Source organism: Mesorhizobium sp. KACC 23794 (assembly GCF_052180275.1).
GTDB lineage: Bacteria > Pseudomonadota > Alphaproteobacteria > Rhizobiales > Rhizobiaceae > Kumtagia.
The window spans coordinates 4,852,840-4,873,348 of record NZ_CP197465.1 but is presented as its reverse complement, the minus strand read 5'-3'; the positions used below and the strand labels follow the sequence as shown (position 1 = coordinate 4,873,348).

General features: G+C 64.4%; 24 protein-coding genes and 1 pseudogene. 17 read left to right on the top strand and 8 right to left on the bottom strand.

The window, feature by feature from the left end; translation table 11 throughout:
- The first annotated feature begins 26 nt into the window (after nt 1-26).
- Nucleotides 27-250, top strand: a pseudogene (locus ACSBOB_RS23940) (DUF6500 family protein).
- Between the two features lie 62 nt (nt 251-312).
- Here the strand turns inward: ACSBOB_RS23940 and ACSBOB_RS23935 are convergent.
- A complete protein-coding gene (locus ACSBOB_RS23935; protein WP_442578561.1) occupies nt 313-1,152 on the bottom strand; it encodes a L,D-transpeptidase family protein in 840 nt (279 codons plus the stop codon).
- A 175-nt stretch (nt 1,153-1,327) separates the two neighbouring features.
- Nucleotides 1,328-1,987 (bottom strand): haloacid dehalogenase type II, encoded by a 660-nt coding sequence (locus ACSBOB_RS23930; RefSeq protein ID WP_442578560.1) that lies wholly within the window; start codon nt 1,985-1,987, stop codon nt 1,328-1,330.
- Between the two features lie 150 nt (nt 1,988-2,137).
- Here ACSBOB_RS23930 and ACSBOB_RS23925 point away from each other — a divergent pair, with 150 nt between their 5' ends.
- The 9 genes from ACSBOB_RS23925 (at nt 2,138) to ACSBOB_RS23885 (ending at nt 7,969) form a co-directional block, all read left to right on the top strand.
- Complete coding sequence (locus ACSBOB_RS23925) at nt 2,138-2,467, top strand: ArsR/SmtB family transcription factor (RefSeq protein ID WP_442578559.1); 330 nt, start codon at nt 2,138-2,140, stop codon at nt 2,465-2,467.
- Nucleotides 2,464-2,928 (top strand): SRPBCC family protein, encoded by a 465-nt coding sequence (locus ACSBOB_RS23920; RefSeq protein ID WP_442578558.1) that lies wholly within the window; start codon nt 2,464-2,466, stop codon nt 2,926-2,928. Before ACSBOB_RS23925 ends, ACSBOB_RS23920 begins: the two co-directional genes overlap by 4 nt.
- 36 nt (nt 2,929-2,964) lie before the next feature.
- Nucleotides 2,965-3,381, top strand: a complete 417-nt coding sequence (locus tag ACSBOB_RS23915) for a GFA family protein (RefSeq protein WP_442578557.1) — start codon at nt 2,965-2,967, stop codon at nt 3,379-3,381.
- A 151-nt stretch (nt 3,382-3,532) separates the two neighbouring features.
- Nucleotides 3,533-4,408 carry a branched-chain amino acid aminotransferase gene (locus ACSBOB_RS23910; RefSeq protein ID WP_442578556.1) on the top strand — a complete coding sequence of 292 codons (876 nt, stop codon included), beginning with the start codon at nt 3,533-3,535 and terminating at the stop codon, nt 4,406-4,408.
- 179 nt (nt 4,409-4,587) lie between these two features.
- On the top strand, nt 4,588-5,187 hold the full coding sequence (locus ACSBOB_RS23905) for a superoxide dismutase (protein ID WP_442578555.1): 600 nt from the start codon (nt 4,588-4,590) through the stop codon (nt 5,185-5,187).
- Nucleotides 5,188-5,393: 206 nt separating this feature from the next.
- Nucleotides 5,394-5,615: a hypothetical protein gene (locus ACSBOB_RS23900; protein ID WP_442578554.1), complete on the top strand. Its 222-nt coding sequence runs from the start codon at nt 5,394-5,396 to the stop codon at nt 5,613-5,615.
- A gap of 64 nt (nt 5,616-5,679) precedes the next feature.
- A complete protein-coding gene (locus tag ACSBOB_RS23895; RefSeq protein ID WP_442578553.1) occupies nt 5,680-6,423 on the top strand; it encodes a nucleotidyl transferase AbiEii/AbiGii toxin family protein in 744 nt (247 codons plus the stop codon).
- A gap of 119 nt (nt 6,424-6,542) precedes the next feature.
- Nucleotides 6,543-6,980 carry a c-type cytochrome gene (locus tag ACSBOB_RS23890; protein WP_442578552.1) on the top strand — a complete coding sequence of 146 codons (438 nt, stop codon included), beginning with the start codon at nt 6,543-6,545 and terminating at the stop codon, nt 6,978-6,980.
- A gap of 62 nt (nt 6,981-7,042) precedes the next feature.
- Nucleotides 7,043-7,969 carry a c-type cytochrome gene (locus tag ACSBOB_RS23885; protein ID WP_442578551.1) on the top strand — a complete coding sequence of 309 codons (927 nt, stop codon included), beginning with the start codon at nt 7,043-7,045 and terminating at the stop codon, nt 7,967-7,969.
- 37 nt (nt 7,970-8,006) lie between these two features.
- Here the strand turns inward: ACSBOB_RS23885 and ACSBOB_RS23880 are convergent, their stop codons facing one another.
- Both ACSBOB_RS23880 and ACSBOB_RS23875 read right to left on the bottom strand, forming a co-directional pair.
- Nucleotides 8,007-9,386 (bottom strand): pyridoxal phosphate-dependent decarboxylase family protein, encoded by a 1,380-nt coding sequence (locus tag ACSBOB_RS23880; protein WP_442578550.1) that lies wholly within the window; start codon nt 9,384-9,386, stop codon nt 8,007-8,009.
- Between the two features lie 108 nt (nt 9,387-9,494).
- Nucleotides 9,495-11,606, bottom strand: a complete 2,112-nt coding sequence (locus ACSBOB_RS23875; RefSeq protein WP_442578549.1) for a S9 family peptidase — start codon at nt 11,604-11,606, stop codon at nt 9,495-9,497.
- A 128-nt stretch (nt 11,607-11,734) separates the two neighbouring features.
- Between ACSBOB_RS23875 and ACSBOB_RS23870 the strand changes: the two genes are divergently transcribed.
- Nucleotides 11,735-12,106 carry an SH3 domain-containing protein gene (locus ACSBOB_RS23870; protein ID WP_442578548.1) on the top strand — a complete coding sequence of 124 codons (372 nt, stop codon included), beginning with the start codon at nt 11,735-11,737 and terminating at the stop codon, nt 12,104-12,106.
- A gap of 589 nt (nt 12,107-12,695) precedes the next feature.
- Nucleotides 12,696-13,121, top strand: a complete 426-nt coding sequence (locus ACSBOB_RS23865; protein WP_442578547.1) for a MucR family transcriptional regulator — start codon at nt 12,696-12,698, stop codon at nt 13,119-13,121.
- Between the two features lie 16 nt (nt 13,122-13,137).
- Here the strand turns inward: ACSBOB_RS23865 and ACSBOB_RS23860 are convergent, their stop codons facing one another.
- Nucleotides 13,138-13,494 carry a cytoplasmic protein gene (locus ACSBOB_RS23860; RefSeq protein WP_442578546.1) on the bottom strand — a complete coding sequence of 119 codons (357 nt, stop codon included), beginning with the start codon at nt 13,492-13,494 and terminating at the stop codon, nt 13,138-13,140.
- 202 nt (nt 13,495-13,696) lie between these two features.
- Here ACSBOB_RS23860 and ACSBOB_RS23855 point away from each other — a divergent pair, with 202 nt between their 5' ends.
- Nucleotides 13,697-14,107 carry a helix-turn-helix domain-containing protein gene (locus ACSBOB_RS23855; protein ID WP_442578545.1) on the top strand — a complete coding sequence of 137 codons (411 nt, stop codon included), beginning with the start codon at nt 13,697-13,699 and terminating at the stop codon, nt 14,105-14,107.
- 1 nt (nt 14,108) lies between these two features.
- Nucleotides 14,109-14,939, top strand: coding sequence for a DUF6456 domain-containing protein (locus ACSBOB_RS23850; protein WP_442578544.1), 831 nt, complete (start codon nt 14,109-14,111; stop codon nt 14,937-14,939).
- A 31-nt stretch (nt 14,940-14,970) separates the two neighbouring features.
- Here the strand turns inward: ACSBOB_RS23850 and ACSBOB_RS23845 are convergent, their stop codons facing one another.
- Together ACSBOB_RS23845 and ACSBOB_RS23840 are read right to left on the bottom strand one after the other, a co-directional pair.
- The gene (locus ACSBOB_RS23845; protein WP_442583811.1) at nt 14,971-15,390 is read right to left on the bottom strand and encodes a SufE family protein; all 420 of its coding nucleotides are present in this window, start codon (nt 15,388-15,390) and stop codon (nt 14,971-14,973) included.
- A 142-nt stretch (nt 15,391-15,532) separates the two neighbouring features.
- Nucleotides 15,533-15,916 carry a DUF5330 domain-containing protein gene (locus ACSBOB_RS23840; protein ID WP_442578543.1) on the bottom strand — a complete coding sequence of 128 codons (384 nt, stop codon included), beginning with the start codon at nt 15,914-15,916 and terminating at the stop codon, nt 15,533-15,535.
- Nucleotides 15,917-16,402: 486 nt separating this feature from the next.
- Here ACSBOB_RS23840 and ACSBOB_RS23835 point away from each other — a divergent pair, with 486 nt between their 5' ends.
- Genes ACSBOB_RS23835 through ACSBOB_RS23825 form a run of 3 tightly spaced genes read left to right on the top strand, consistent with a single transcriptional unit; the run spans nt 16,403 to nt 19,439 of the window.
- Complete coding sequence (locus ACSBOB_RS23835; protein ID WP_442578542.1) at nt 16,403-18,145, top strand: sensor histidine kinase; 1,743 nt, start codon at nt 16,403-16,405, stop codon at nt 18,143-18,145.
- A complete protein-coding gene (locus tag ACSBOB_RS23830) occupies nt 18,120-19,040 on the top strand; it encodes a peptidoglycan-binding domain-containing protein (RefSeq protein ID WP_442578541.1) in 921 nt (306 codons plus the stop codon). Before ACSBOB_RS23835 ends, ACSBOB_RS23830 begins: the two co-directional genes overlap by 26 nt.
- Nucleotides 19,041-19,094: 54 nt before the next feature.
- Entirely contained in the window at nt 19,095-19,439 is a 345-nt protein-coding gene (locus ACSBOB_RS23825) for a DUF1491 family protein (RefSeq protein ID WP_442578540.1), read from the top strand.
- Here ACSBOB_RS23825 and ACSBOB_RS23820 read toward each other — a convergent pair.
- Entirely contained in the window at nt 19,426-20,445 is a 1,020-nt protein-coding gene (locus ACSBOB_RS23820) for a hypothetical protein (RefSeq protein WP_442578539.1), read from the bottom strand. The genes ACSBOB_RS23825 and ACSBOB_RS23820 overlap by 14 nt on opposite strands.
- Between the last annotated feature and the right edge of the window lie 64 nt (nt 20,446-20,509).

The following is a 20,509-nucleotide window of genomic DNA, read 5'->3' as shown; positions in this document are numbered from 1 at the left end:
GCGGCAATTCACCCCCGAGGCGCATCTTGAGAGCCATTCTGCGGCAGAAGATCGTGGAAGTCTGCGATCGCAAGATTTCCGAGAAAGGCCCGGCGTCGGCCTCTCTTTCTACGCGTTCTTCGCGAACAGGAATGACGATCCCGAGCTTCTGATGGAAGCCGCCGAATGGTGGATACGGATCCACCGGCTCGATCATTTCGAAAAGGCGACGAAGATACGCGCCATGGTCGCCGAAATGGAGATTGCGTAGGAAAACGAATGGTCCCCACAGTTGACCGAAAAATTCGGCCGGACTGTTGGAACCGTATTCTTCTACATCGTGCCCGGCTGCCCGGAGCCCGGCGGGATACCGTCGTCGATCGCGATGCCCTGGTCCATCGGCGTGGATGCTACAGGACCCGATCCGACGCCGCCGGTGACGACGATGTTGGTGCCGTCGGGGACGCGGTCGTAGAGGTCGATGATGTCCTGGTTGATCAGGCGCACGCAGCCGGACGATACCGACTTGCCGATCGAGTTCCATTCGGGCGAGCCGTGCAGGCGGTAGAGCGTGTCCTCGCCATTCTGGAAGATATAGAGGGCGCGGGCGCCGAGCGGATTGTTGGGGCCGGGCGGCATGCCGCCTTCCCACTCGTTCTTCCGCGGTACCTGGCGGGCGCGGTACTGCTCGAGTTCCGGCTGGCGGGCGATCATCTCTGCCGGCGGGAACCAGCGCGGCCAGGCCTGCTTCCATTGGATGACGCCGCGCCCCGACCATTCGAAGCCGGCGCGGCCGAGACCGACGCCGTAGCGAATGGCCTGGCCACCTTCGCGAACGAGATAGAGGTAATGCGCTGAGGTATCGATGACGATGGTGCCGGGCATCTCGCCGGTGGGATTGCTGACGACCTGCCGGAGAAAACGGTGATCGATGCGATCGGTGGGGACGCCGGGAACATCGAAGCCGCCATCGACAACCGGGGCGTACATCGAGGCGAAACTGCCGAATTCCGGGACGTCGGCGTAAGGCGGTTGCTGCGGCTCCGCTTCGACATAGGCGGCGTTGCGAGGAGCACTCGCACAGGCCGGGAGCGTTATCGCCGCAGCGCCCATGGCGGCTACGCCAAGGAACCGGCGCCTTGTCCAGGCGGGAGCACTGTCGTCTGAAACCATTTTTCTTCTTTCACTTCGGCGACCGATCCGAATCGCTCGCGCGCCGGTCACCCTATTCAGGCGACCATCCAATAATGAATGATGGACATAGGGGTTCCGATTGAGGCGCCGCCACGATGAGACAAGGGCGCGGATGTGATCGCCGGAACCTGTTGCAAGACGGCAACAGAATGTATCAGCCGGCCAGCAGACCTTCCAGCGAAGGCAGGATCAGGCGAGGCGGAAGATCACGATATTCGTCGGGCTGGGCGTTGCGGTTGATCCACACGGTGCGGAAGCCGAATTTCGCCGCGCCGGCAATGTCCCAGCGGTTGGAGGACTGGAAGGAGACGGCGTCGGGATAAAGCCGCCAGCCGGTGGCGACGAGGTCGTAGACCTGCGGATCGGTCTTGAAGCGGCGGACCGGATCGACCGAAAAAATCTCGTCGATGACGTTTTCCAGCGCGGCGGATTTGACGGCCGCGGCTAGCATGTCGGGCGAGCCGTTCGACAGGATGGCGAGCCGTGCGCCGGCCGCCTTCAGGCCCTTCAGCACATGCGGGACTTCCGGATAGCAGTCGAGCGTCCAGTAGGCGGCGAGAAGGTCCGTCCTCAGCCCCGGGTCGTCGGCCTTGACCTGGGCCAGCGCGAAGTCGAGGGACTGCTCGGTCAACGCCCAGAAATCCTGGTAGGCGCCCATCAGCGTGCGCACCCAGGAATATTCGAGTTGCTTCGCGCGCCAGATTTCCGACAGGCGCTGGGCGTCCGGCCCGATTCGTCCTGACTGTTTGCGCACGGCGGCATGCACGTCGAACAAGGTGCCGTAGGCGTCGAAAATGTAGGCGGCGTGCAGCATGCCTTTTCGTCGGCCAAAGGTTTCGTGAAAGCAAGCGCTTGTTACGCCCCGATCTGATTTTCGACGTCCTTCGACCGCCCGGCTTCGGGCAGGTCGGTCGGAGAAAGAATAGTATTGACTAATTGATCAGTATCGGCTAATGATTATCCCATGATCGAGGCCGCTTCCGTCACAACCGTCATGCGGGCGCTTGCCGATCCTACGCGGCGGGCTCTGTTCGAGCGTGTCGCGCGGTCGGACGAAATCACCGTCGTCGAGCTGACGCGCGGCAGCAGCGTGACGCAGGGCGCCATTTCACAGCATCTCAAGGCCTTGAAACAGGCCGGGCTGGTGGCCGAACGGCCCGAAGGCCGAAAAGTCTATTATCGCGTCCAGCCGGAAGGTCTGGAACCGCTTGCCGACTGGATGGGCCACTACGGCGCCTTCTGGCGCGAGCGCTTTTCCGATCTCAGAACACTCCTGAAGGAGATCGACCCATGAACGACACCGCCTTGAGACAGAAGACGCAGGACATCGTCGTCGACGAGATATTTTCGCATGCGCCGGAGACCATATGGAAGGCGCTGACGACCGGTGAGCTGATCGGCCGCTGGCTGATGGAGCCGGCGGGCTTCCAGCCGGTCGAGGGGACGCATTTCACCTACAAGACCAAACCTGCCGGCGCATGGGACGGCACGATCCGCTGCGAGGTGCTGCAGGTGGTGCCGAACCAACGCCTCGCCTATGCCTGGCGCGGCGGCGACGAGCGCAATGTCGGCTACGGCTCGAAACTGGACACCGTCGTCACCTGGACGCTCTCGCCGGTTCGGGGCGGAACGCGGGTCCGCCTGGTCCATTCGGGCTTCGTGCTGCCGATGAACGACACGGCGTTCCAGAATATGAGCGACGGTTGGAAGAAGGTCGTTCCGAGGCTGGGCGAGATCGCCGGCGGAAAAGACTGACGCAGGACTTTCAATTTCAACAGCAGGAGAAAGACGATGAGCGACGCCTTCACCGGCGGATGCGCCTGCGGCGCTATCCGCTATGAAATCTCGGCCGAACCAATCTTCATGAACGACTGCCAGTGCCGCGACTGCCAGCGCAGAAGCGGCACCGGGCATGGATCCTACCTGACCTTCCCGTCACGCAAGGATGTGAGGCTTCAGGGCGCGGCCACGCAATGGGATGTCCCGGCCGACTCGGGCAATTTGAAGACCCATGCTTTCTGCGCCGCTTGCGGATCGCCGGTCTATCTGACGTTCTCGGCCGCGCGCGATCTCTTCACGGTGCATGCTGGAAGCCTTGACGACCCGGGCCGGTACATGCCGCAAGTCGTGACGTACCGCATGCGGGGGCATGCGTGGGATCACATCGATCCGGCGATACCGCAATTTGACAGGATGCCGACCGGGTGAGGGCACGTGCGACGGCTGCGGAGCGCCTTCGGCTGCCGGGCGGTTCGGTAGCGTCCGCTTTTGCGCTGGTCCACCGTTTTGCCTGACGGTCCCGGTTGACCTGCCGGCGCAAAGCGGCTTTCCATTGCCGCGCAAAAGGAGACGCCATGACATGACCCTTGCCGCAGCCGCACAGACGACCACCTGGACCTATGTCGACGGCGACTGGCACGAAGGCAATGTCGCGATCCTCGGGCCGCGCAGCCACGCCTTCTGGCTGGCTTCCAGCGTGTTCGACGGCGCCCGCTGGTTCGAGGGCGTGTCGCCCGACCTCGACCGTCACGCGGCGCGCGTCAATTCGTCGGCGATCAGCCTTGGGCTCAGGCCGACGATGACCGTCGAGGCGATTGTCGGGCTGACGCTGGACGGGCTGAAGAAGTTCGACGGCAAGACGGCGATCTACATCCGCCCGATGTACTGGGCCGAGCATGGCGGCTACATGGGCGTGCCGGCCGATCCGGACTCGACCCGCTTCTGCCTCTGCCTCTACGAGGTGCCGATGCCGGAGCCGGGCGGCTTTTCGCTCACCGTCTCGCCGTTCCGCCGCCCGACCATCGAGACCATGCCGACCGACGCGAAGGCCGGCTGCCTCTATCCGAACAACGGCCGCGCCATCCTCGAAGCCCGCATGCGCGGCTTCGACAACGCACTCGTTCTCGACATGCTGGGTAATGTCGCCGAGACGGGGTCGTCCAACATCTTCCTGGTCAAGGACGGGCATGTCTACACGCCGGCGCCGAACGGTACGTTCCTGTCCGGCATCACGCGCTCGCGCACCATCGGCCTGCTTGGCGACTACGGGTTCCGGACGACCGAGAAGACGCTGACGCCGCGCGATTTCCGCTTTGCCGACGAGATCTTCTCGACCGGCAATTACTCCAAGGTGGTGCCGGTGACCCGTATCGAGGACCGCGACCTGCAGCCCGGGCCGGTGGCGCGCAAGGCGCGCGAGCTTTATTGGGAATGGGCGCACGCGAAGGCGGCATGAACCGCGGCGCGATGGTTTGAATCTCTTTTTGCCGCAGGTTTTGGAAGGAAAACCGTGTGACAGTTTTCCGGAACCCGCTTAGAAGGGAACCGACGCGCGCCGGCGGAGTTTTTCGGTGGTCGCGACCCATCTTCCCCGGTCCTTGAGGGCCGGTCTCTAGCCAACGAGGGAGTATTGCCATGGCTTTCGAACTGCCCGCTTTGCCTTATGACTACGAGGCGCTTCAGCCCTTCATGTCGAAGGAAACGCTCGAATATCATCACGACAAGCACCACAAGGCCTATGTCGACAACGGCAACAAGCTTGCAGCCGAGGCGGGCCTAGAGAACCTGTCGCTCGAAGAGGTGGTGAAGCAGTCCTTCGGCAAGAACGCCGGGCTCTTCAACAATGCCGCCCAGCACTACAACCACGTCCATTTCTGGAAGTGGATGAAGAAGGGCGGCGGTGGCAACAAGCTTCCTGCCGCGCTGCAGAAGGCGGTCGACGCCGACCTCGGGGGCTACGACAAGTTCAAGGCGGATTTTGTCGCCGCGGGCACCACGCAGTTCGGCTCCGGCTGGGCCTGGGTCTCGGTCAAGGACGGCAAGCTTGCCATCTCCAAGACCCCGAACGGCGAGAACCCGCTGGTGCACGGCGCGACCCCGATCCTCGGCGTCGACGTGTGGGAGCATTCCTATTACATCGACTACCGCAACGCCCGTCCGAAGTATCTCGAGGCGTTTGTCGACAGCCTGATCAACTGGGACTACGTGCTCGAGCTGTACGAGAAGGCGAAGTAATTTCGCTTAATCTCGGTACCGCCCACAACGCCATCCGGCGGTGGGCGGTGTGACGACAGTATTTGGACTTGGACAAACCCCGCGGCTCGCGGGGTTTGTTGTTTTTGAGCCGGGAAGGCGAACCTCTGTCGGCTCGGCGCTCGCAAAAAAGAAGGCAGTGTGTGTGCGTTCGCTCTCGTGGTCGTCTTCGTGTTATAAGCGCCGCCATGACGCTCCATTTCGGCAAGCAGATCATCCCGGCCGATTTCCCCGAACTCAAGCGGCTCGTGTGGAATCGCGACCCCTCGCGGCCGATCGAGGCGGAGGAGGTTTTCGCGCTGTACGAGCGGAACTGGCGGTTCGTCGACAAGGACCACCTGACCGACCGTGAGGCCAGGCTCATCGAAGAGCTTGGACGGCTTCACGGCAAAGGCTTCGGGCTGAGGTAATCGTGATTCCGCAGCGTGCAGCCAAGCGGCTATCGTGACTCGAACAGCCCAAGCGGACAGCGCCATGCCATTTGTTCGACCCGAACACGAAGTCATCGCCGACATGCTGCGGCGCATGAACCATCCAATGCTGATTGAAACGCGCTGCTGGTTTGGCGGCGGCACGGCCATCGTCCTGCTGCACGGCGAGTACCGGCGTTCGCTCGATGTCGATTTCCTCTGCGCCGATATGGACGGCTACCGGGAAATCAGGAGCGTCGTTGTGACCAGTGGGGCACGGCAGCTTTTTGGCGGCAATGTCGTGAGTGCCCGGGAGGCGAGAGTGGACGCCTATGGCATTCGCATGTTTCTCGAGCAGGGAGGGCAGTTGATCAAATTCGAGATCATCCGCGAGGCTCGTATTGCGCTGAGCGGAACCGTGGACGAGCGGCTGGGGGTGCCAACCCTCGGCGTCACTGACATGTTTGCTGAAAAGCTTCTCGCAAATGCCGACCGATGCATGGACCGTTCGGTAGCCTATCGGGACGCGATCGATCTGGGCAAGCTCGTCGAGGCTTATGGCGGCATTCCGGAGGACGCTTTGAAAAAAGCGATCAAAGCCTACGGCCAGGACATCGAGCGCAAGGCTGTATGGGTCCTCAACCGGCTGAACGATGGGAGCCATCTTCGGGAAGCTGCCGCGGCGCTCCAGATGGACGAGGCGGTGGCTGCTGATGCCGTTGCCGCCTTTCGCACCGAATGCCGGCGAATCTGGCCTGGAGCCGTCATGAACGACCGGCAGGGCGGTCGCGACGAACCTGGCTGCTGACCAGCCAAAATGGTGTCAGACGGACGATCACGAAACCGTGAAGTTGCACCCCGCAAGAACTCGTGCAACGTCGTCGTTAGCCTCCTCAAGGCAGCCATACGCAACCCAGAGGGATCTTCATGAAAAAACTGCTTCTCGCCATCTCCCTGTTCGCGCTGACGGTTTCGGCGGCGACGGCCGATCCGGTCGCCGACCGCCAGGCGCTGATGAAGGCCAATGGCAAGGCTGTCGGGCAGCTTGCGGCGATCGCCAAGGGCGAGCAGCCCTTCGATGCGGCCGCCGTGCTCGCCGCGCTGACGACGCTTAACGACGACGCGCAGAAGCTCGACGTGGCGGCCCTGTTCCCGGCCGGCAGCGACACGGGCGACACCACCGCGTCGCCGAAGATCTGGGAAGACATGGCTGGCTTCCAGGCGAAGGTCGACAAGTTCAAGGCCGACACCGCGGCAGCCCTTGCCACGCCCCCGGCCGATGTCGATGGCGTCAAGGCGGCTCTGGGCGTCATCGGCCAGAATTGCGGCGGCTGCCACGAGTTGTTCCGGATCAAGAAGGGCTAGGAGGGACGAGGTTCGGAGCGGCTCACCCGACCCGAATCGCAATTCCCGGTTTTCAATCCCGAATGCGCATTCTCGCCAAGCTCGCCGTCGCCGCCGTCCTGCTGGGCGGCGTTGCGGCCGTAGGCGGCTGGGTGCTGTCGGCGCCGCAGCGGCTGGACGCGGAGACGCTGGCGCAGGTCGGAACCGGCGACCCGGCGCGGGGCGAACGCATCTTCTGGGCGGGCGGCTGCACCTCCTGCCATGGAAAACCGGGATCGGAAGGCGACGCCCGGCTGCAACTGGCTGGCGGCGTCGAGCTGAAGACCCCGTTCGGCATATTCGTCGCGCCTAATATTTCGCAGGACAAGACCGACGGTATCGGCGGCTGGAGCGCCGCCGATCTCGCCAACGCCATGCTGAAGGGCGTGTCGCCCGGCGGTTCGCATTATTATCCGGCCTTTCCCTATGCGTCCTATGCGCGGATGAAACCGTCGGACGTGGGCGACCTCCATGCCTATCTGAAGACGCTGCCGGCCGTTGCCGGCAAGGCGGCGGACCACAAGCTCGGCTTCCCTTTCAACATCCGGCGCGGCCTTGGCCTGTGGAAGCTGCTTTATCTGAGCGGCCAGCCGGCCGTGGCTTTTGCGGAGGGGACGCCGGACAACGTCCTTGCGGGCCGATACCTTGTCGAAGGCCCCGGCCATTGCGGCGAATGCCACACGCCGCGCGACCTCATCGGCGGGCCGAAGACCGGTGCGTGGCTGGCCGGCGCGGTCGCCGCGGAAGGGCAGGGCAACGTGCCCAACATCACCGCGGGCGAGGGAGGCATCGGCGGCTGGTCCGAGGGCGAGATCGCCTATTTCCTCGAAACCGGCTTCACCCCGGATTTCGATTCGGTTGGCGGCTCGATGACCGAGGTGCAGAAGAACATGGCGAGGCTGACGCCCGAGGATCGGGCCGCCATCGCTGCGTATCTCAAGGCCATACCGGCGCATCCGAGAGGGTATTAGAGCCTCGCTGAAAGTTGCCTATGGTCCGTTGCGGCTCCTAGGCATTCATTTCGTTCGCTGCCGCGATCACTTCCGACACGATCTCCTGCACGTTTTCGTCCGTCGTGCGGTGATTGACGAAGCAGGCACGCAGCGCGAATTGACCTTGGATGGTGGCGTTGGACAGGTAGACGCGCCCGCGGGCGATTACGCGTTTCAGGATAGCCTGATTGTCCTTCGACCGGTGACGGAAGCAGACCGCGCTGAGCGGCACCGGCGCCAGCATCTCCAGGTCCGGATGGCTACCCACCAATTCCGCCAACAGCCGGGCGTGTTCAAGATCGCGGGCGATCGCCTGCCGGAATGCCTTTCGTCCGTGATATTGAAGCGATAGCCACAGCTTCAATGCCCTGAAGCGCCGGGACAGTTCGATCGACTCCTCGAAGAAGGCGAAGGACTCGGTCGGATCTTCGTTCATGATGGCGACATAGCTGTCGCTGTGGGAGAAGGTCGCGCGCGCGACGTCATCGTGGCGGTGCAGAAGGCAGCCGCAATCGACAGGCTGATAGAGCCATTTGTGGGCGTCGAACGACACCGAATCGACGAGATCGAGACCGTCGAATTGTTCGGGCACCGCCAGGGCCGCCGGCACGCCGTAGGCGCCATCGACATGCAGCCAAAGCTCTTCCTTGCGGGCAATGGCCCCTATCGCGGAGAGCGGATCGATGGCGCCGCAAACGACGGTGCCGCCCGTGGCGACGATTGCAATCGGCGTCTTGCCGGCCGCCCGGTCCTCGGCAATTGCGGCTTGCAGCGCGTCGGGCCGCAAACGGAATTCGTCATCAGTCGGGATAAGCCGCAGATTTCGCCGGCCGATGCCGAGCAGCGCGACCGCCTTTGGAATGGACATGTGAACCTGTTCGGAAGCATAGACGACGCCGGGCCGCGCACCGGCCTCGTTCGCCGGCAGCTTGGCCTCCCGCGCCATCGCCAGTGCCATGAGGTTGGCAGTGGAGCCGCCGCCGCAAAGCGATCCCGAGAAACCGGCGCAACGGAATGCCTCGGCCAGCCAGCCGATGACCAGGCGTTCGATCGTCACGGCCGCCGGAGCCGAGCGCCAGGAGGTGGTGTTCTGGTTCAGCACTGCCGACAGGAATTCGCCGACCACGCCCACCGGTTCGCCCGAGCCGAAGACGTAGCCGAAGAACCGGCCGGTGTTCGGACGCGCGTGCTCGGCGATGAGGCTGAAATCCTGAAGAACAGCGCGGCCGCAACCTTCCTCCGCCCACGGCCGCGAGAAAAGCTCGGCGGTCTCCGCGCCCGACGTTTGCGGATAGGCGGCGCGTTCGTCCAGCGATGCCCAATAGGTCCGGGCGAGGTCGATTGCGGCGTCTGTAAGCCGCGACAATTCCTGCTGAGAGATTTCCAGGTCCCGCATCGAGCCCTCTCCGCCAAACGCCGCCTAAGAGTGGCTGCTTTTGGCGGAGAGTTCAATCGTCTGGACCCGGCACGACTCCGGGGGGATTGCCCGGCAGGCGCGAGCGGCTCAAACGCCGTGCGTGTCGGCTTTGCCCGTAACCTTCAGCGCAAACGCATAATTGAAGGCGATCTCCTCCAGCCGCGAGAAGCGGCCGGAGGCGCCGGCGTGGCCGGCATCCATGTTGATCTTGAACAGCACCGGATTGTCGCCGGTCTTCAGCTTGCGCAGCCGGGCCGTCCATTTTGCTGGCTCCCAATAGGTGACGCGCGGGTCGGTGAGGCCGGCGACCGCCAGGATCGGCGGATAGTCTTTCGCACCGACATTGTCGTAGGGCGAATAGGCGGCGATGGTGCAATAGTCCTCGACGGAGGCGATCGGGTTGCCCCATTCCGGCCATTCGGGCGGGGTCAGCGGCAGCGTGTCGTCGAGCATGGTGTCGAGCACGTCGACGAAGGGGACCTCGGCGATGATGCCGCCGAAGGCCTCCGGCGCCATGTTGGCGATGGCGCCCATCAGCATGCCGCCGGCCGAGCCGCCCTGCGCGACGATGCGGTCGTGCGCTGTGTAGTTTTCGGCGACGAGGTGTTTTGCGGCGGCGATGAAGTCGAGAAAGGTGTTGACCTTCTTCTCGCGCTTGCCGTCCTCGTACCAGGCAAAACCCTTGTCCTTGCCGCCGCGGATATGGGCGATGGCGTAGACGAAGCCGCGATCGGCCAGCGACAGGCAGTTGGTGTTGAAGCCGGCGGGAATGGCGATGCCGTAGGCGCCGTAGCCGTAGAGCAGGCAGGGCGCCGTTCCGTCGATCGGCGTGTCGATGTGATGGATAAGCGAGATCGGCACCAGTTCGCCGTCATGCGAGGGGGCCATCAGCCGGCGCGTCACATAGTGGTCCGGGTCGTGGCCGGAAGGCACCTCCTGCGTTTTCAGCAGCGTGCGCTCGCGCGTGCGCATGTCGTAATCGAAGACCTGGCCAGGCGTGGTCATCGACGAATAGGAGAAGCGCATGATTTCGGTGTCGTATTCGTAGGAGCCGGACAGGCCGAGCGAATAGGCCTCCTCGTCGAACGAGATCATATGCTCGCTGCCATCGGCGCGATTGCGGATGACGATGCGCGGCAGGCTGTCCTTGCGCTCCAGCCGGACCATGAAGTCCTTGAAGCCGATGACGGAGAGGATGAGCCGGCCGGGCTCGTGTGCCACCAGTTCCGACCAGTTCTCGCGTCGGGGATCGGCGACGGGCGCCGTCATGATCTTGAAATCCTTCGCGCCGTCGGCATTGGTCAGCACGAAGAAGACGTCGCCGCCTTCCTCCAGGTCGTATTGCAGGCCGGCCTCGCGCGCCGCCACCAGCTTCGGTTCGGCAGCGGGATCCCTTGCGTCGATGATGCGGTATTCGGAGGTCTCATGGTCGTTGATGCCGATCATGATCCAGCGGTTGTCGCGTGTGCCGCCGACATTCATGAAGAAGCCGTGGTCGGCCTCCTCGAATACCAGGCGGTCATCGGCGGCGTCGGCGCCAAGTGTATGATAGTATATTTTAGACGGGCGATGGTTCGGATCGAGCCTGGTGTAGAAGAAGCCGGCATTGGCGGCGTCCCATACGCCGGATCCGGCGGTGTCGGCGATGGTGTCGGGCAGGTCGGCGCCGCTCGCCAGGTCCCGCGTCTTCAGCGTGAAGAATTCGGAGCCCTTGTCGTCGAAACTCCAGAGCAGGCGCTTGTGGTCGGACGTGTGCTCGATGCCGCCGAGGTGGAAATACGGCTTGCCTTCCGCTTCGTGATCACCGTCCAGGATGATCTCCTCGGTGCCGCCGTCGCGCGGCGTGCGGAAGAAACGCGGCTGCTCGCCGCCCATCTTGAAGGAGGAGCCGTAGGCGAAGGGGCCGTCCTTCATCGGCACGGATGAATCATCCTCCTTGATGCGGCCCTTCATCTCCTGGAACAAGGTTTTGCGCAAAACCTCGGTGTCGGCCATCAGCGACTGCTGGTAGGCGTTCTCGGCATCGAGATGACTGCGGATCGCGGGATCGAGCAGGGTGGGGTCGCGGAACACGTCCTGCCAGTTGTCGGCGCGCAGCCACGCGAATTCGTCGATGCGGGTGATGCCGTGGCGGGTGTCTCCGACCGGACGCTCCTCGGTTGCCGGGGGAGTCGTGTCGGGGAAGATGGTGCTTTTCATAGGCTCTCGCAGCAACGCGGTGAATGCCCGCTGAATGGCGCGCTCCGCCTGCGTTCAGGCAAGCGGCGGTAGCGTCCGGGGCGTTGGATGTCCAATATATAGGACGTTCCATATAGCGGAGGAGATCGATGTCGAACACCCTTGCAAAGATCATCGCGACGGCCGTCCTGGCGTCCATGCTGGCGCTCGGGGCCGGCGCGGCGGGCGCTGCGACCTTCGCTGCATGGAAGGTTTCGGGACTGAAGTTCGGCGATACGCTGAACGTGCGGAAGTATCCGTCGAACCGGTCGCAGAAGCAGGCGGCCTATCCGGACGGCGCGGTGCTGCAGATGACCGGGCGATGCACCGGCGGGGTGAACCTGCTGGATATTTCCGCGCAGCCCGGCTGGAAACAGCAAGCGGCAACACTTCGCCGCTGGTGCGAGGTCTGGCACGACCCGGCGCGTGACGGAAATTTCGTCACCGGCTGGGTTTATGGCAGATACATCACGCCATATTGATCGCAGCGGTCGCCCGGTTCTGCCCAATCCTGCCTGAACAGGAGTGTACTGACTTTAAAAGCCTCGCCCCGTGGCGCCGGAGTCTCGCTTCGTGGAAAGATGCGCGGCTTCAGGCGGATGGATCGAGGCGGGATGTCGGGATACCGCGAGGTTTGCGACCATGCTGCAACGGCGATACCCGGCAAAGATGATCCTGGAATGATGTTAACGGTAGCATCGTCAAACGATTGCTCAAAATTGTAGATCGCACAAATCCCACGAAAACGGTCAGAATCGGTCTGGTTAGACCAATGGCGTGACAAATGTTGGCCCAAGGGTGGCCAGTGACGCCGCGTCAAGTATCCACACAACAGTTGGTTGCGACTGGTCTCCGGGAAAATCACAGGAACAGTTTTGTCCGCAACATTGCGAACGACTGGTTCGACCAGCAATAAAACCCGCCTCTTGTATTGACTTGACTTGAGAACCGTCCCATTTAGTCGTGTCGATGCGACTCGTAACGTTCCCGTTCGTGTCAAGTCGAACGAAGCCCTGCATGGTTCAAGCAAAGACAGGGCGTTAGATCACTCTCTCTTGGGGCCAGAAGACCATGGATATCTCTGATACGACCACGAAAAACGGTGAAATGCTGATCGAGCTGACTGCGGATGTCGTGGCTGCTTACGTCAGCAACAATCCAGTACCTGTCGGCGAACTGCCCAACCTCATCTCGGACGTTCATGCGGCGCTGGGCCGCGTCGGCGGTCCGGTCGAGCAGCCGGTGGTGGAGAAGCAGAAGCCGGCGGTGAACCCGAAGCGTTCCGTGCATGACGACTTCATCATCTGTCTCGAAGACGGAAAGAAGTTCAAGTCGCTGAAGCGCCACCTGATGACCCACTACAGCCTGACGCCGGACCAGTATCGCGAGAAGTGGGCGCTCGACGCCACCTATCCCATGGTCGCGCCGAACTATGCCACCGCCCGTTCGCAACTGGCGAAGAAGATGGGCCTCGGCCGCAAGAAGAAGATCCGGTAGGATCAGCCGCGGGGCTTTACCCTGCTTCTGTTCGATGCTGACGGCGCCTTCTGGCGCCGTCTTTCGTTGTGTGCTTGCGCGGGTTTGAAACGGATCCGCCAAGTGATGCCTTGAGCCGGTCTCCGGCCTGCTTCAGCGCGATGTGGCGGTTGAGGTCGTAGCTCCAGTGGCCGGCGAGGCCCTTCAGCCGCTCGCGGTTGAGAAGCCGGTCGATGCGGGAGAGCGCCGCGCCGCGCGCCGCTCCATCCGACGCCAGCGCCGCCGATAGGTCGATGCCGCACAGGATCTGCAGCGCGACGAGTTGCGCCGCATGCAGCCGCGCGTCCTCCTTGGCCGCCAGAAAATCCCGGATTTCGCTGCCGATCGTGTTCATCGCCGTTCCCGTTGCCTGATGCCCAAGCCTAGGGGCGCAGCGGGCCGCGGGGATAAAACACGTCTCTAAAAAATGCGGATGCGCCTAAAAACGCAACGTTTTCAATGGGAGGAAATAAAAAGAAACCCTAGGTAGTTCCTGTTTTGTTCCCATTGCACATAGCTCCTGATATAAGAAGGAATTCCTATATCGGAGGGGTCCAGTGCAAGTCAGGTCAGCGTTGGCGACAAAGGCGGTGGAGGCGGAACCGCCGGTCCGCGCGGCCGCGGCTCCCGTCGCGGACGGCCTGCGCGGCGAGCGCATCATGGAAGTCTGCGAGGCGATGATCGATGTCTGCGCTGCGCTCTACGGCGTTTCCAGCAAGGAGCTTCGCAACACCGGCAAGTCCGGGACGAGCGTGACGCGCGTGCGGCAGATCGCCATGTACGTCACCCATGTGGCGCTGGGCATCAAGATGCAGGAGGTCGGGAGAGGGTTTTCCCGCGACCGCACCACGGTGCGCTACGCCTGCCAGGTAATCGAGGACATGCGCGACGATCTGGAGTTCGATCGCACGATGATAACCACGGAACAGGTGGCGCTGGCCGCATTCCGCAACCGGCTGGAGATATGAGATGAAGACGCGCGACGACATGGAGAAGGCGACGGCGCGGGTGCTCTCGCTGCTTGCCGGCGGGACTGCGACGGTCGAGCCGGCGGCCAACAAGGGCGCCGTCGTGCTGAAGAACGACAAGGGCGCTGTCTCGGTCGATGCCGTCGTGCTGCGGCGGCTGGCGAGCGGCGGATCGATCGTGCGGCGCGGCAACAGCGTGCAGGCGACCGAAGCCGGCCGCAAGGCGGGGTTGCGCGCCGGCGATCCGGAAACCGCATTCCAGCGCCAGCATCGCCAGATCGAGGTTTCACCAATATCGACGGAGGATGGCCAAGGTGCCGCGGCCGAGATCAACCTGGCGGAATCGCCGCTGGCGCAGATGATGCGGCTGAGACAGAAGAACGGCCACGCCTTCCTGTCGCGCGCCGAGTTCGAGGCGGGCGAGCGCCTGCGCAGCGACTATACGCGCGGGCGGATCATGCAGCGTCTCGGCGCCAACTGGGAGGCGCGCGAAAGCTCCGGGCGGCGCGGCGATACCAACGGTATCGCCGACCTGACCGACGCCGCGTTGGCGGCGCGGCAGCGCGTCGACCGGGCGCTGAGGGAGGTCGGGCCGGAACTCTCCGGCCTGCTGGTCGACATATGCTGCTTCCTCAAAGGGCTGGAGACCGTCGAACGCGAGCGCGCCTGGCCGGCGCGCTCCGCCAAGATGCTGCTGAAGACGGCGCTTGGCATGCTGGCGCGCCACTACCGGCCGGCTTCCAAGGCACGCGGACACGCGATGCTGCATTGGGGCGCGGAGGGGTATCGGCCGGATATGCGGCAGGAAGGGGCGGGTCTGCCCGGCGATTGACCCGTGGCGACTGGCGGAGCGCCGCGCGGACCTACGCCAGCGCCGCCTGTGCGTCCTGCTTGATGCGCTTGATCATGGCGCGCAGGCCATTGGCGCGCTGCGGCGTGAGGTGCTCGTCGAGGCCGAGCGAACGCATCAGCGCCTCGGCGTCGGTCGACACGATCTCGCTGGCGCGGTGGCCGGAAAACAGCGCGAGCATGATGGCCACCAGCCCGCGGACGATATGCGCGTCGGAATCGCCGAGGAAGGTGATGACCGGATCGGGGCCGCTGCCGCGGTCGGACACCAGCCATACCTGGCTGACGCAGCCCTGGACCTTGTGGGCGGCGTTACGCGACTCCTCGGGGAAAGGCGGCAGCGCCTCGCCGAGGTCTATGACGTAGCGATACTTGTCCTCCCACTCGTCAAGGAAGGCGAAGTCGTCGCGGATGGCCTGGATCGTGCTCATTATGGGCGGGATATAGGCGCGAAGCGCGGTCGCGTCACGGAAAAAGAACTGGCAGGAGGAGGGGCGGAGCGGCGACTTTCCACGCGAAACTCCGATGAATCCCAGCCGTTCGACCGTGGAGGCATCGACCCCGAATGGCAGGCTGTCAGGACTGCGGAGGTTTTGGGCTGGGTTTCGCAGGCTCGTCCGCGGTCGGCGGGGCTTTCGGCGCCAGTTCGGACGGCGGCTTGATCGTTCCCGTAAGAGTCGCCTTGTCGGTTTCGCCGAAATTCTCGTCGAGTACCTCATAGGCGATGCGGGCGGCCTCACGGGCGCGCACGCCGACCGTGTTCATCGCCGATTTGCCGACCTCGCAGACATCGGGCTTGCGCTCGCAGATGCCAGTCAGGTCGACGAAGGCTTCGCGTGCGGCGAGGAACGTCTCGATCGGCCCGACATGCTCCGCCTTCGGCTGTTCGCTGCCGAAGTCGAAGGGAATCACCAGCAGGACCAGCGAAAACCAGAATGCGATTCGCAGCAGGAAGCCCATCTCACCATCTCCGTGCGCCGGAAAGCCTTTCGACCAGTCCGGCTCAACCCGGACACAATGCCACAAGCCGTTGAAAAAGCACTTGTACCGGTAGCCGGCATTTTCGACTTGTTTGAAACCAATTCTAAACTTTCGAACGGCGAAGAAAACAGAAATCAATTGCAAATCGAGTCGTTAGCGTTTTGCCAACCATATAACAGTCTGAAAAGCCTTGGATTTTCCGATCGGTATGAAATGTGCCGGCGAAGTTGGCCCGGGCGGGTCTGAAGGGGTGCTCGAAACCCTCCGTTTACTATGGAGCGAAATCCCTGGCCCGTGCCGGACACAGGACGAAATTTCGCCGCGCACGCAGTCCATCCATGTCGGGCCTTTTATTCATTCCTTAAACGCTCGGTGCGAGGGTCGAATTCAATCAAGATCGATCCGCGAAGCGGACAATACGGAAGCGTTGAGTTGAATTTGTTCGCGACCAGATACGCCGGGTTGATGCGTGCCGTCGCAGCCGTGTGGGGCCGCCTGGTGCACCCGCGCGCCGCCGACGAAACGGAGCGCGCCGCACAGCGCCGCATGCTCGTCATGCTGCTTGCCTGCCCGTTCCTCGTGTCGGCGGCCGCCTGGACCTTGCTGCCGTCCGGCATCGGCGCCGATGCGACCTTTGGTTTCATCTGTGCCTCGTTTCTCGGGTGCGGGCTGGCGGCACTTGCCGTCACGGCGCGCAAGAATGTCGGCCCGGTGCTGGCTGCCGTGCTGGCGCTGACCACGCTGCAGATCGCCTTCCTGATCGCTGCGGCGGGCGGGCTGCAATCCCCGCTTGCCCTGCTTGCGGCGGCGCTGCCGATCGAGGCATGGCTGGCCTTCCGCACCGCACGGGCGCTCGCGTGGGGCGCGGGCGCCATGGCCGCCGCCCTCCTGATGCAGGCCGCCGGCTTCGGCGCCCTGTTTCCGGGCGCGGATGCGGCAGGCTGGCATTGGCTGCTGCCGCTGTCCTACGCCGTGCTGTTGCTGCCGAGGGCCGGCGGGCTTTTCGGCGCGGAGGCGAAGCGGTCGGCCGACACTGCTCAGGCGGAGGCCGAACCGGATCGCATTCCATTGAAGTTTGCCGCGAATGGCGACCTGCTCGACATCGACGCGGCGGCGCGCGACCTGCTCGGCATCGATCCCGATCTTCTGGTCGGCACGGGTTTCTTCCAGCGCGTGCATGTGGGCGACCGGGTCGGCTTCCTGTGCGCGCTGGCGGATCTGCGCGACGGCGCGGCGCGCCGCAAGGTCGAGCTGAAGCTCAGGCTGCCGGCCGCTCCCGACGAGGGGACCGCACCGGTGCACCGGGCGCTGGTCATCGACCTGTGGCGGGCCGGCGCGGAAATCATCGGAAGATTGCGCGACAATTCGGAAGTGGCCGACCTGCGCGCCGCACTGGCCGCTGCGAAGGAGACCAATGCCGGGCTGGAGGTGGCGAAGGGACGCTTCCTCGCTACCGTCAGCCACGAATTGCGGACGCCGCTGAATTCGATCATCGGCTTCTCCGACATGCTGCTCTGCGAGGTGCATGGCCCGCTGGCAAACCCGCGGCAGCGCGAGAACATTGAGATCGTGCGCGAGGCCGGCAACCATCTCCTGGCCGTCGTCAACTCCATCCTCGACGTGTCGAAGATCGAGGCCGGATCCTATTCCACCAATCCGGAGCCGTTCTCTTTCGGCGAGGCCGCGACCTTGTGCACCGCTATGGTCCGCCTGCAGGCGGAAGCCAAGGACATCAACCTTGCGATGGACATTTCGCCCGCCAACGGCGAGATAATGGCCGACAGGCGCGCGGTCCAGCAGATGTTGCTCAACCTTCTTTCCAACGCAATCAAGTTCACGCCGAACGGCGGCGACGTCTCGCTGGGCGCCAAGCGCATCGGCTCGCGGCTGCATTTCTGGGTCAGCGATACTGGCATCGGCATTGCCGCCGACGATCTCAGCCGCCTCGGACAGCCCTTCGCGCAGGTGCAGAACGACTACACCCGGCAGTTCGAGGGAACCGGGCTCGGGCTGGCGCTGGTCAAGGGGCTGGTGGCCCTGCACGACGGTGCGATGTCGATCGATAGCGCCTTCGGCAAGGGCACGACGGTGACGATCAGCCTGCCGATCGACGGGCCGACCGGCGCGGGGACCAGCAGCGGGCCGGCGCGGCTGCGGGGCGGGGCATCTGGAGAGAATGCGAATGGCACGCTCCGCAAAGCAAGCTAAGCGCGCCCCGGCCAAGCGCGCGCCGCTGCTCGGCGGCGCTTCGGCGCTCGGTGCCATGATTGCCCGCAACCCGGTGATCGCCGGCGGCTCGACGGCCTTTCTCGTCGCCTTCTGCTACGTCTCGGCCAATGCGATCTGGTACCAGCCGCACGCGCATCGCGGCGCGTTCTTCCCGACCCGCGATCTCGTCCGCCATTCGGACGCGGGGCAACCGGCCGAGCCGGAGACGACCTTCCTGATCGAGCGGCCCGCCGAGCCGGCCTTGAAGCCGGCGCTGGCGCCCGCCACATCCCGGCCGGCGGCGCCCTCGGCGGATGCCACGACGGCGCAGGTGCAAGGCATTCTCAAGGAACTCGGCTTCTACGACGGGACGGTCGACGGCATTTCCGGCCCGGCGACGGCGAAGGCGATCGAGACCTATCGCGGCAAGGTCGGGCTGGCGGCGGCGAACGGTGTCGACGAGGAACTGCTGGTGCAACTCGGCCTGGAGCCGACCACCGCCGGCATCACGCCGACACCCGCGCCGCGCAAGCCGGATCAACAGCTGGCGGCAAAACCCGCGCAGAAGCAGGCCAAGGCGGACCAGCCGGCAGCGAAAGCGGATCAGCCGGTGGCGAAGCCGGTGCCTGCGGCAAAACCCGCGGCGACCGCAAAGCCCGAGCCGGCCGTGCAGAAGGCCGACGACACGGCCAAGGCGGAACTCGCCAGCCTGACCAAGAAGGTCCAGGCCGGGCTGAAGGCCTTCGGCAACGAGGGCATCGATGTCGACGGTGTCATGGGCGGCAAGACCAAGAACGCCATCCGCGAGTTCCAGTCGATCTTCGGGCTGCCGGTGACCGGGGTGCCGGACGCCGCGCTGTACAAGAAGATGCGCGAGCTGGGCTACGCCAAGTAGGTCGCGGCAAAGGCTGCTCTTGCGCCTTCCGCCTGGGCCGGCCAAGGATAACCCATGCGCGTAACATCCGATCTTTTCGTTTCCGCCCTGTTGCGCCGCGTTTTCTCGAGCGGCGGTTATGGCGCGGTGGTGCGGCGTGGCGCCTTCGAGGCCGGGGCGGTGTTCGTGACCAGCCGCGACCGGCTGGGCGAGACGACGCTGTTTGGCCCGGCGGCGCAGGCGAGCTACGGCGAGGGGCGGCCCGAGGACCGGCTGTTCGCCGAGTTGTTGCGCGGCGATGACGAGGCCGTGGCGGCGCGGCTCGCCAAGGAGCAGCGCTTCGATCCGGACATCTGGGTGGTGGAGATCGAGGCCGGCAGCGAGGCGGCGGCCGAACTCCTGTCGATCACGAAGCCTTGAAACGACCGGCTCTGTCCATGGTGCCGCCGGTACCATCGGCGACGCCGGAACGGGCGGCGCGCCTGCTGCGCCCCGCGGCCGAACTCCATTGCAGCCAGTTGGCGACGATCTCCAGCTTCCAGCCGCGCACCCGCTCGCGCGCCGCATCGTAGTCCAGCGCCCGGTAGCGTTCCACGAACATGCGGATCGCCTCGGGGTGGGCGAACTGCGCCGGGAAGACCGCGGCGGCAAGCATGAAGGCCTGCTCCTCGCCGAGGTCAAGCGCCCGCAGCGCGGCGAGCAGCGACGAATAGCTGGACGTCTCGGTGATGACGCGGGCGGCGGCGAGGTTCATGCCCAGCGCATCGGCAAGCGCGGTCTGGAAGAAAGTGTCGTTGCCAGTCAAGGCCGTGTCGCGAAGCTTTGAAAACACCGATCGGTCGCCGGGCACATGCGTCTCGAGGGAATAGGCCGAGCGCAGGTCGGCGCGCATCATCTGGCGCAAATGGCTGCGCACTTCCTCCGCCGCCTGGCCACGCTGCGGCTCCGGTTCCTGGCGGGCCGATTCCGGCCTTGGCTGGGCAAGCCGGACGATCTTGACCGAGGTCGCGAGCGACGCCTCCAGCGCGCGGATGAGTTGCGCAATGGTGGGATTGAGCGCCGGGCGGCGGGCGATGACGCGGGCGTGCGGGATGCCGTGCTTGCCGATCAGCGCGATCAGGTCGACGTCGCTGAGCAGGCTTGAGCGTATCAGCAGCGGCGCGGCGACATCGATGCGGTCGTCGACGAGCTTGGCGATGAGCTGCGAGGGGGCGATGGCGCATTCCGACAGGGCGGCGGCAACGTAGCGCCGGCCCTCCGCCGAGACCTTGTCGAAAAGCGGCAAGGTGAGGTCCTCGAGCTGTACGACCTCTCGCCGCGACGGGCGGGTTATCGAGCAGAAGGCGGAAACCGCCGCCCGGAAGAGGCGTTCCGCCTTGCTGGCGTCGCCCGTCGTGACGATGTCGCGGAAGTCTGAAGCTGACACGGAAGGTACGCCCGTCACACTCGATACACACCGCCCAGGAAAGGCAGGCCGGCAAAAATGAAAA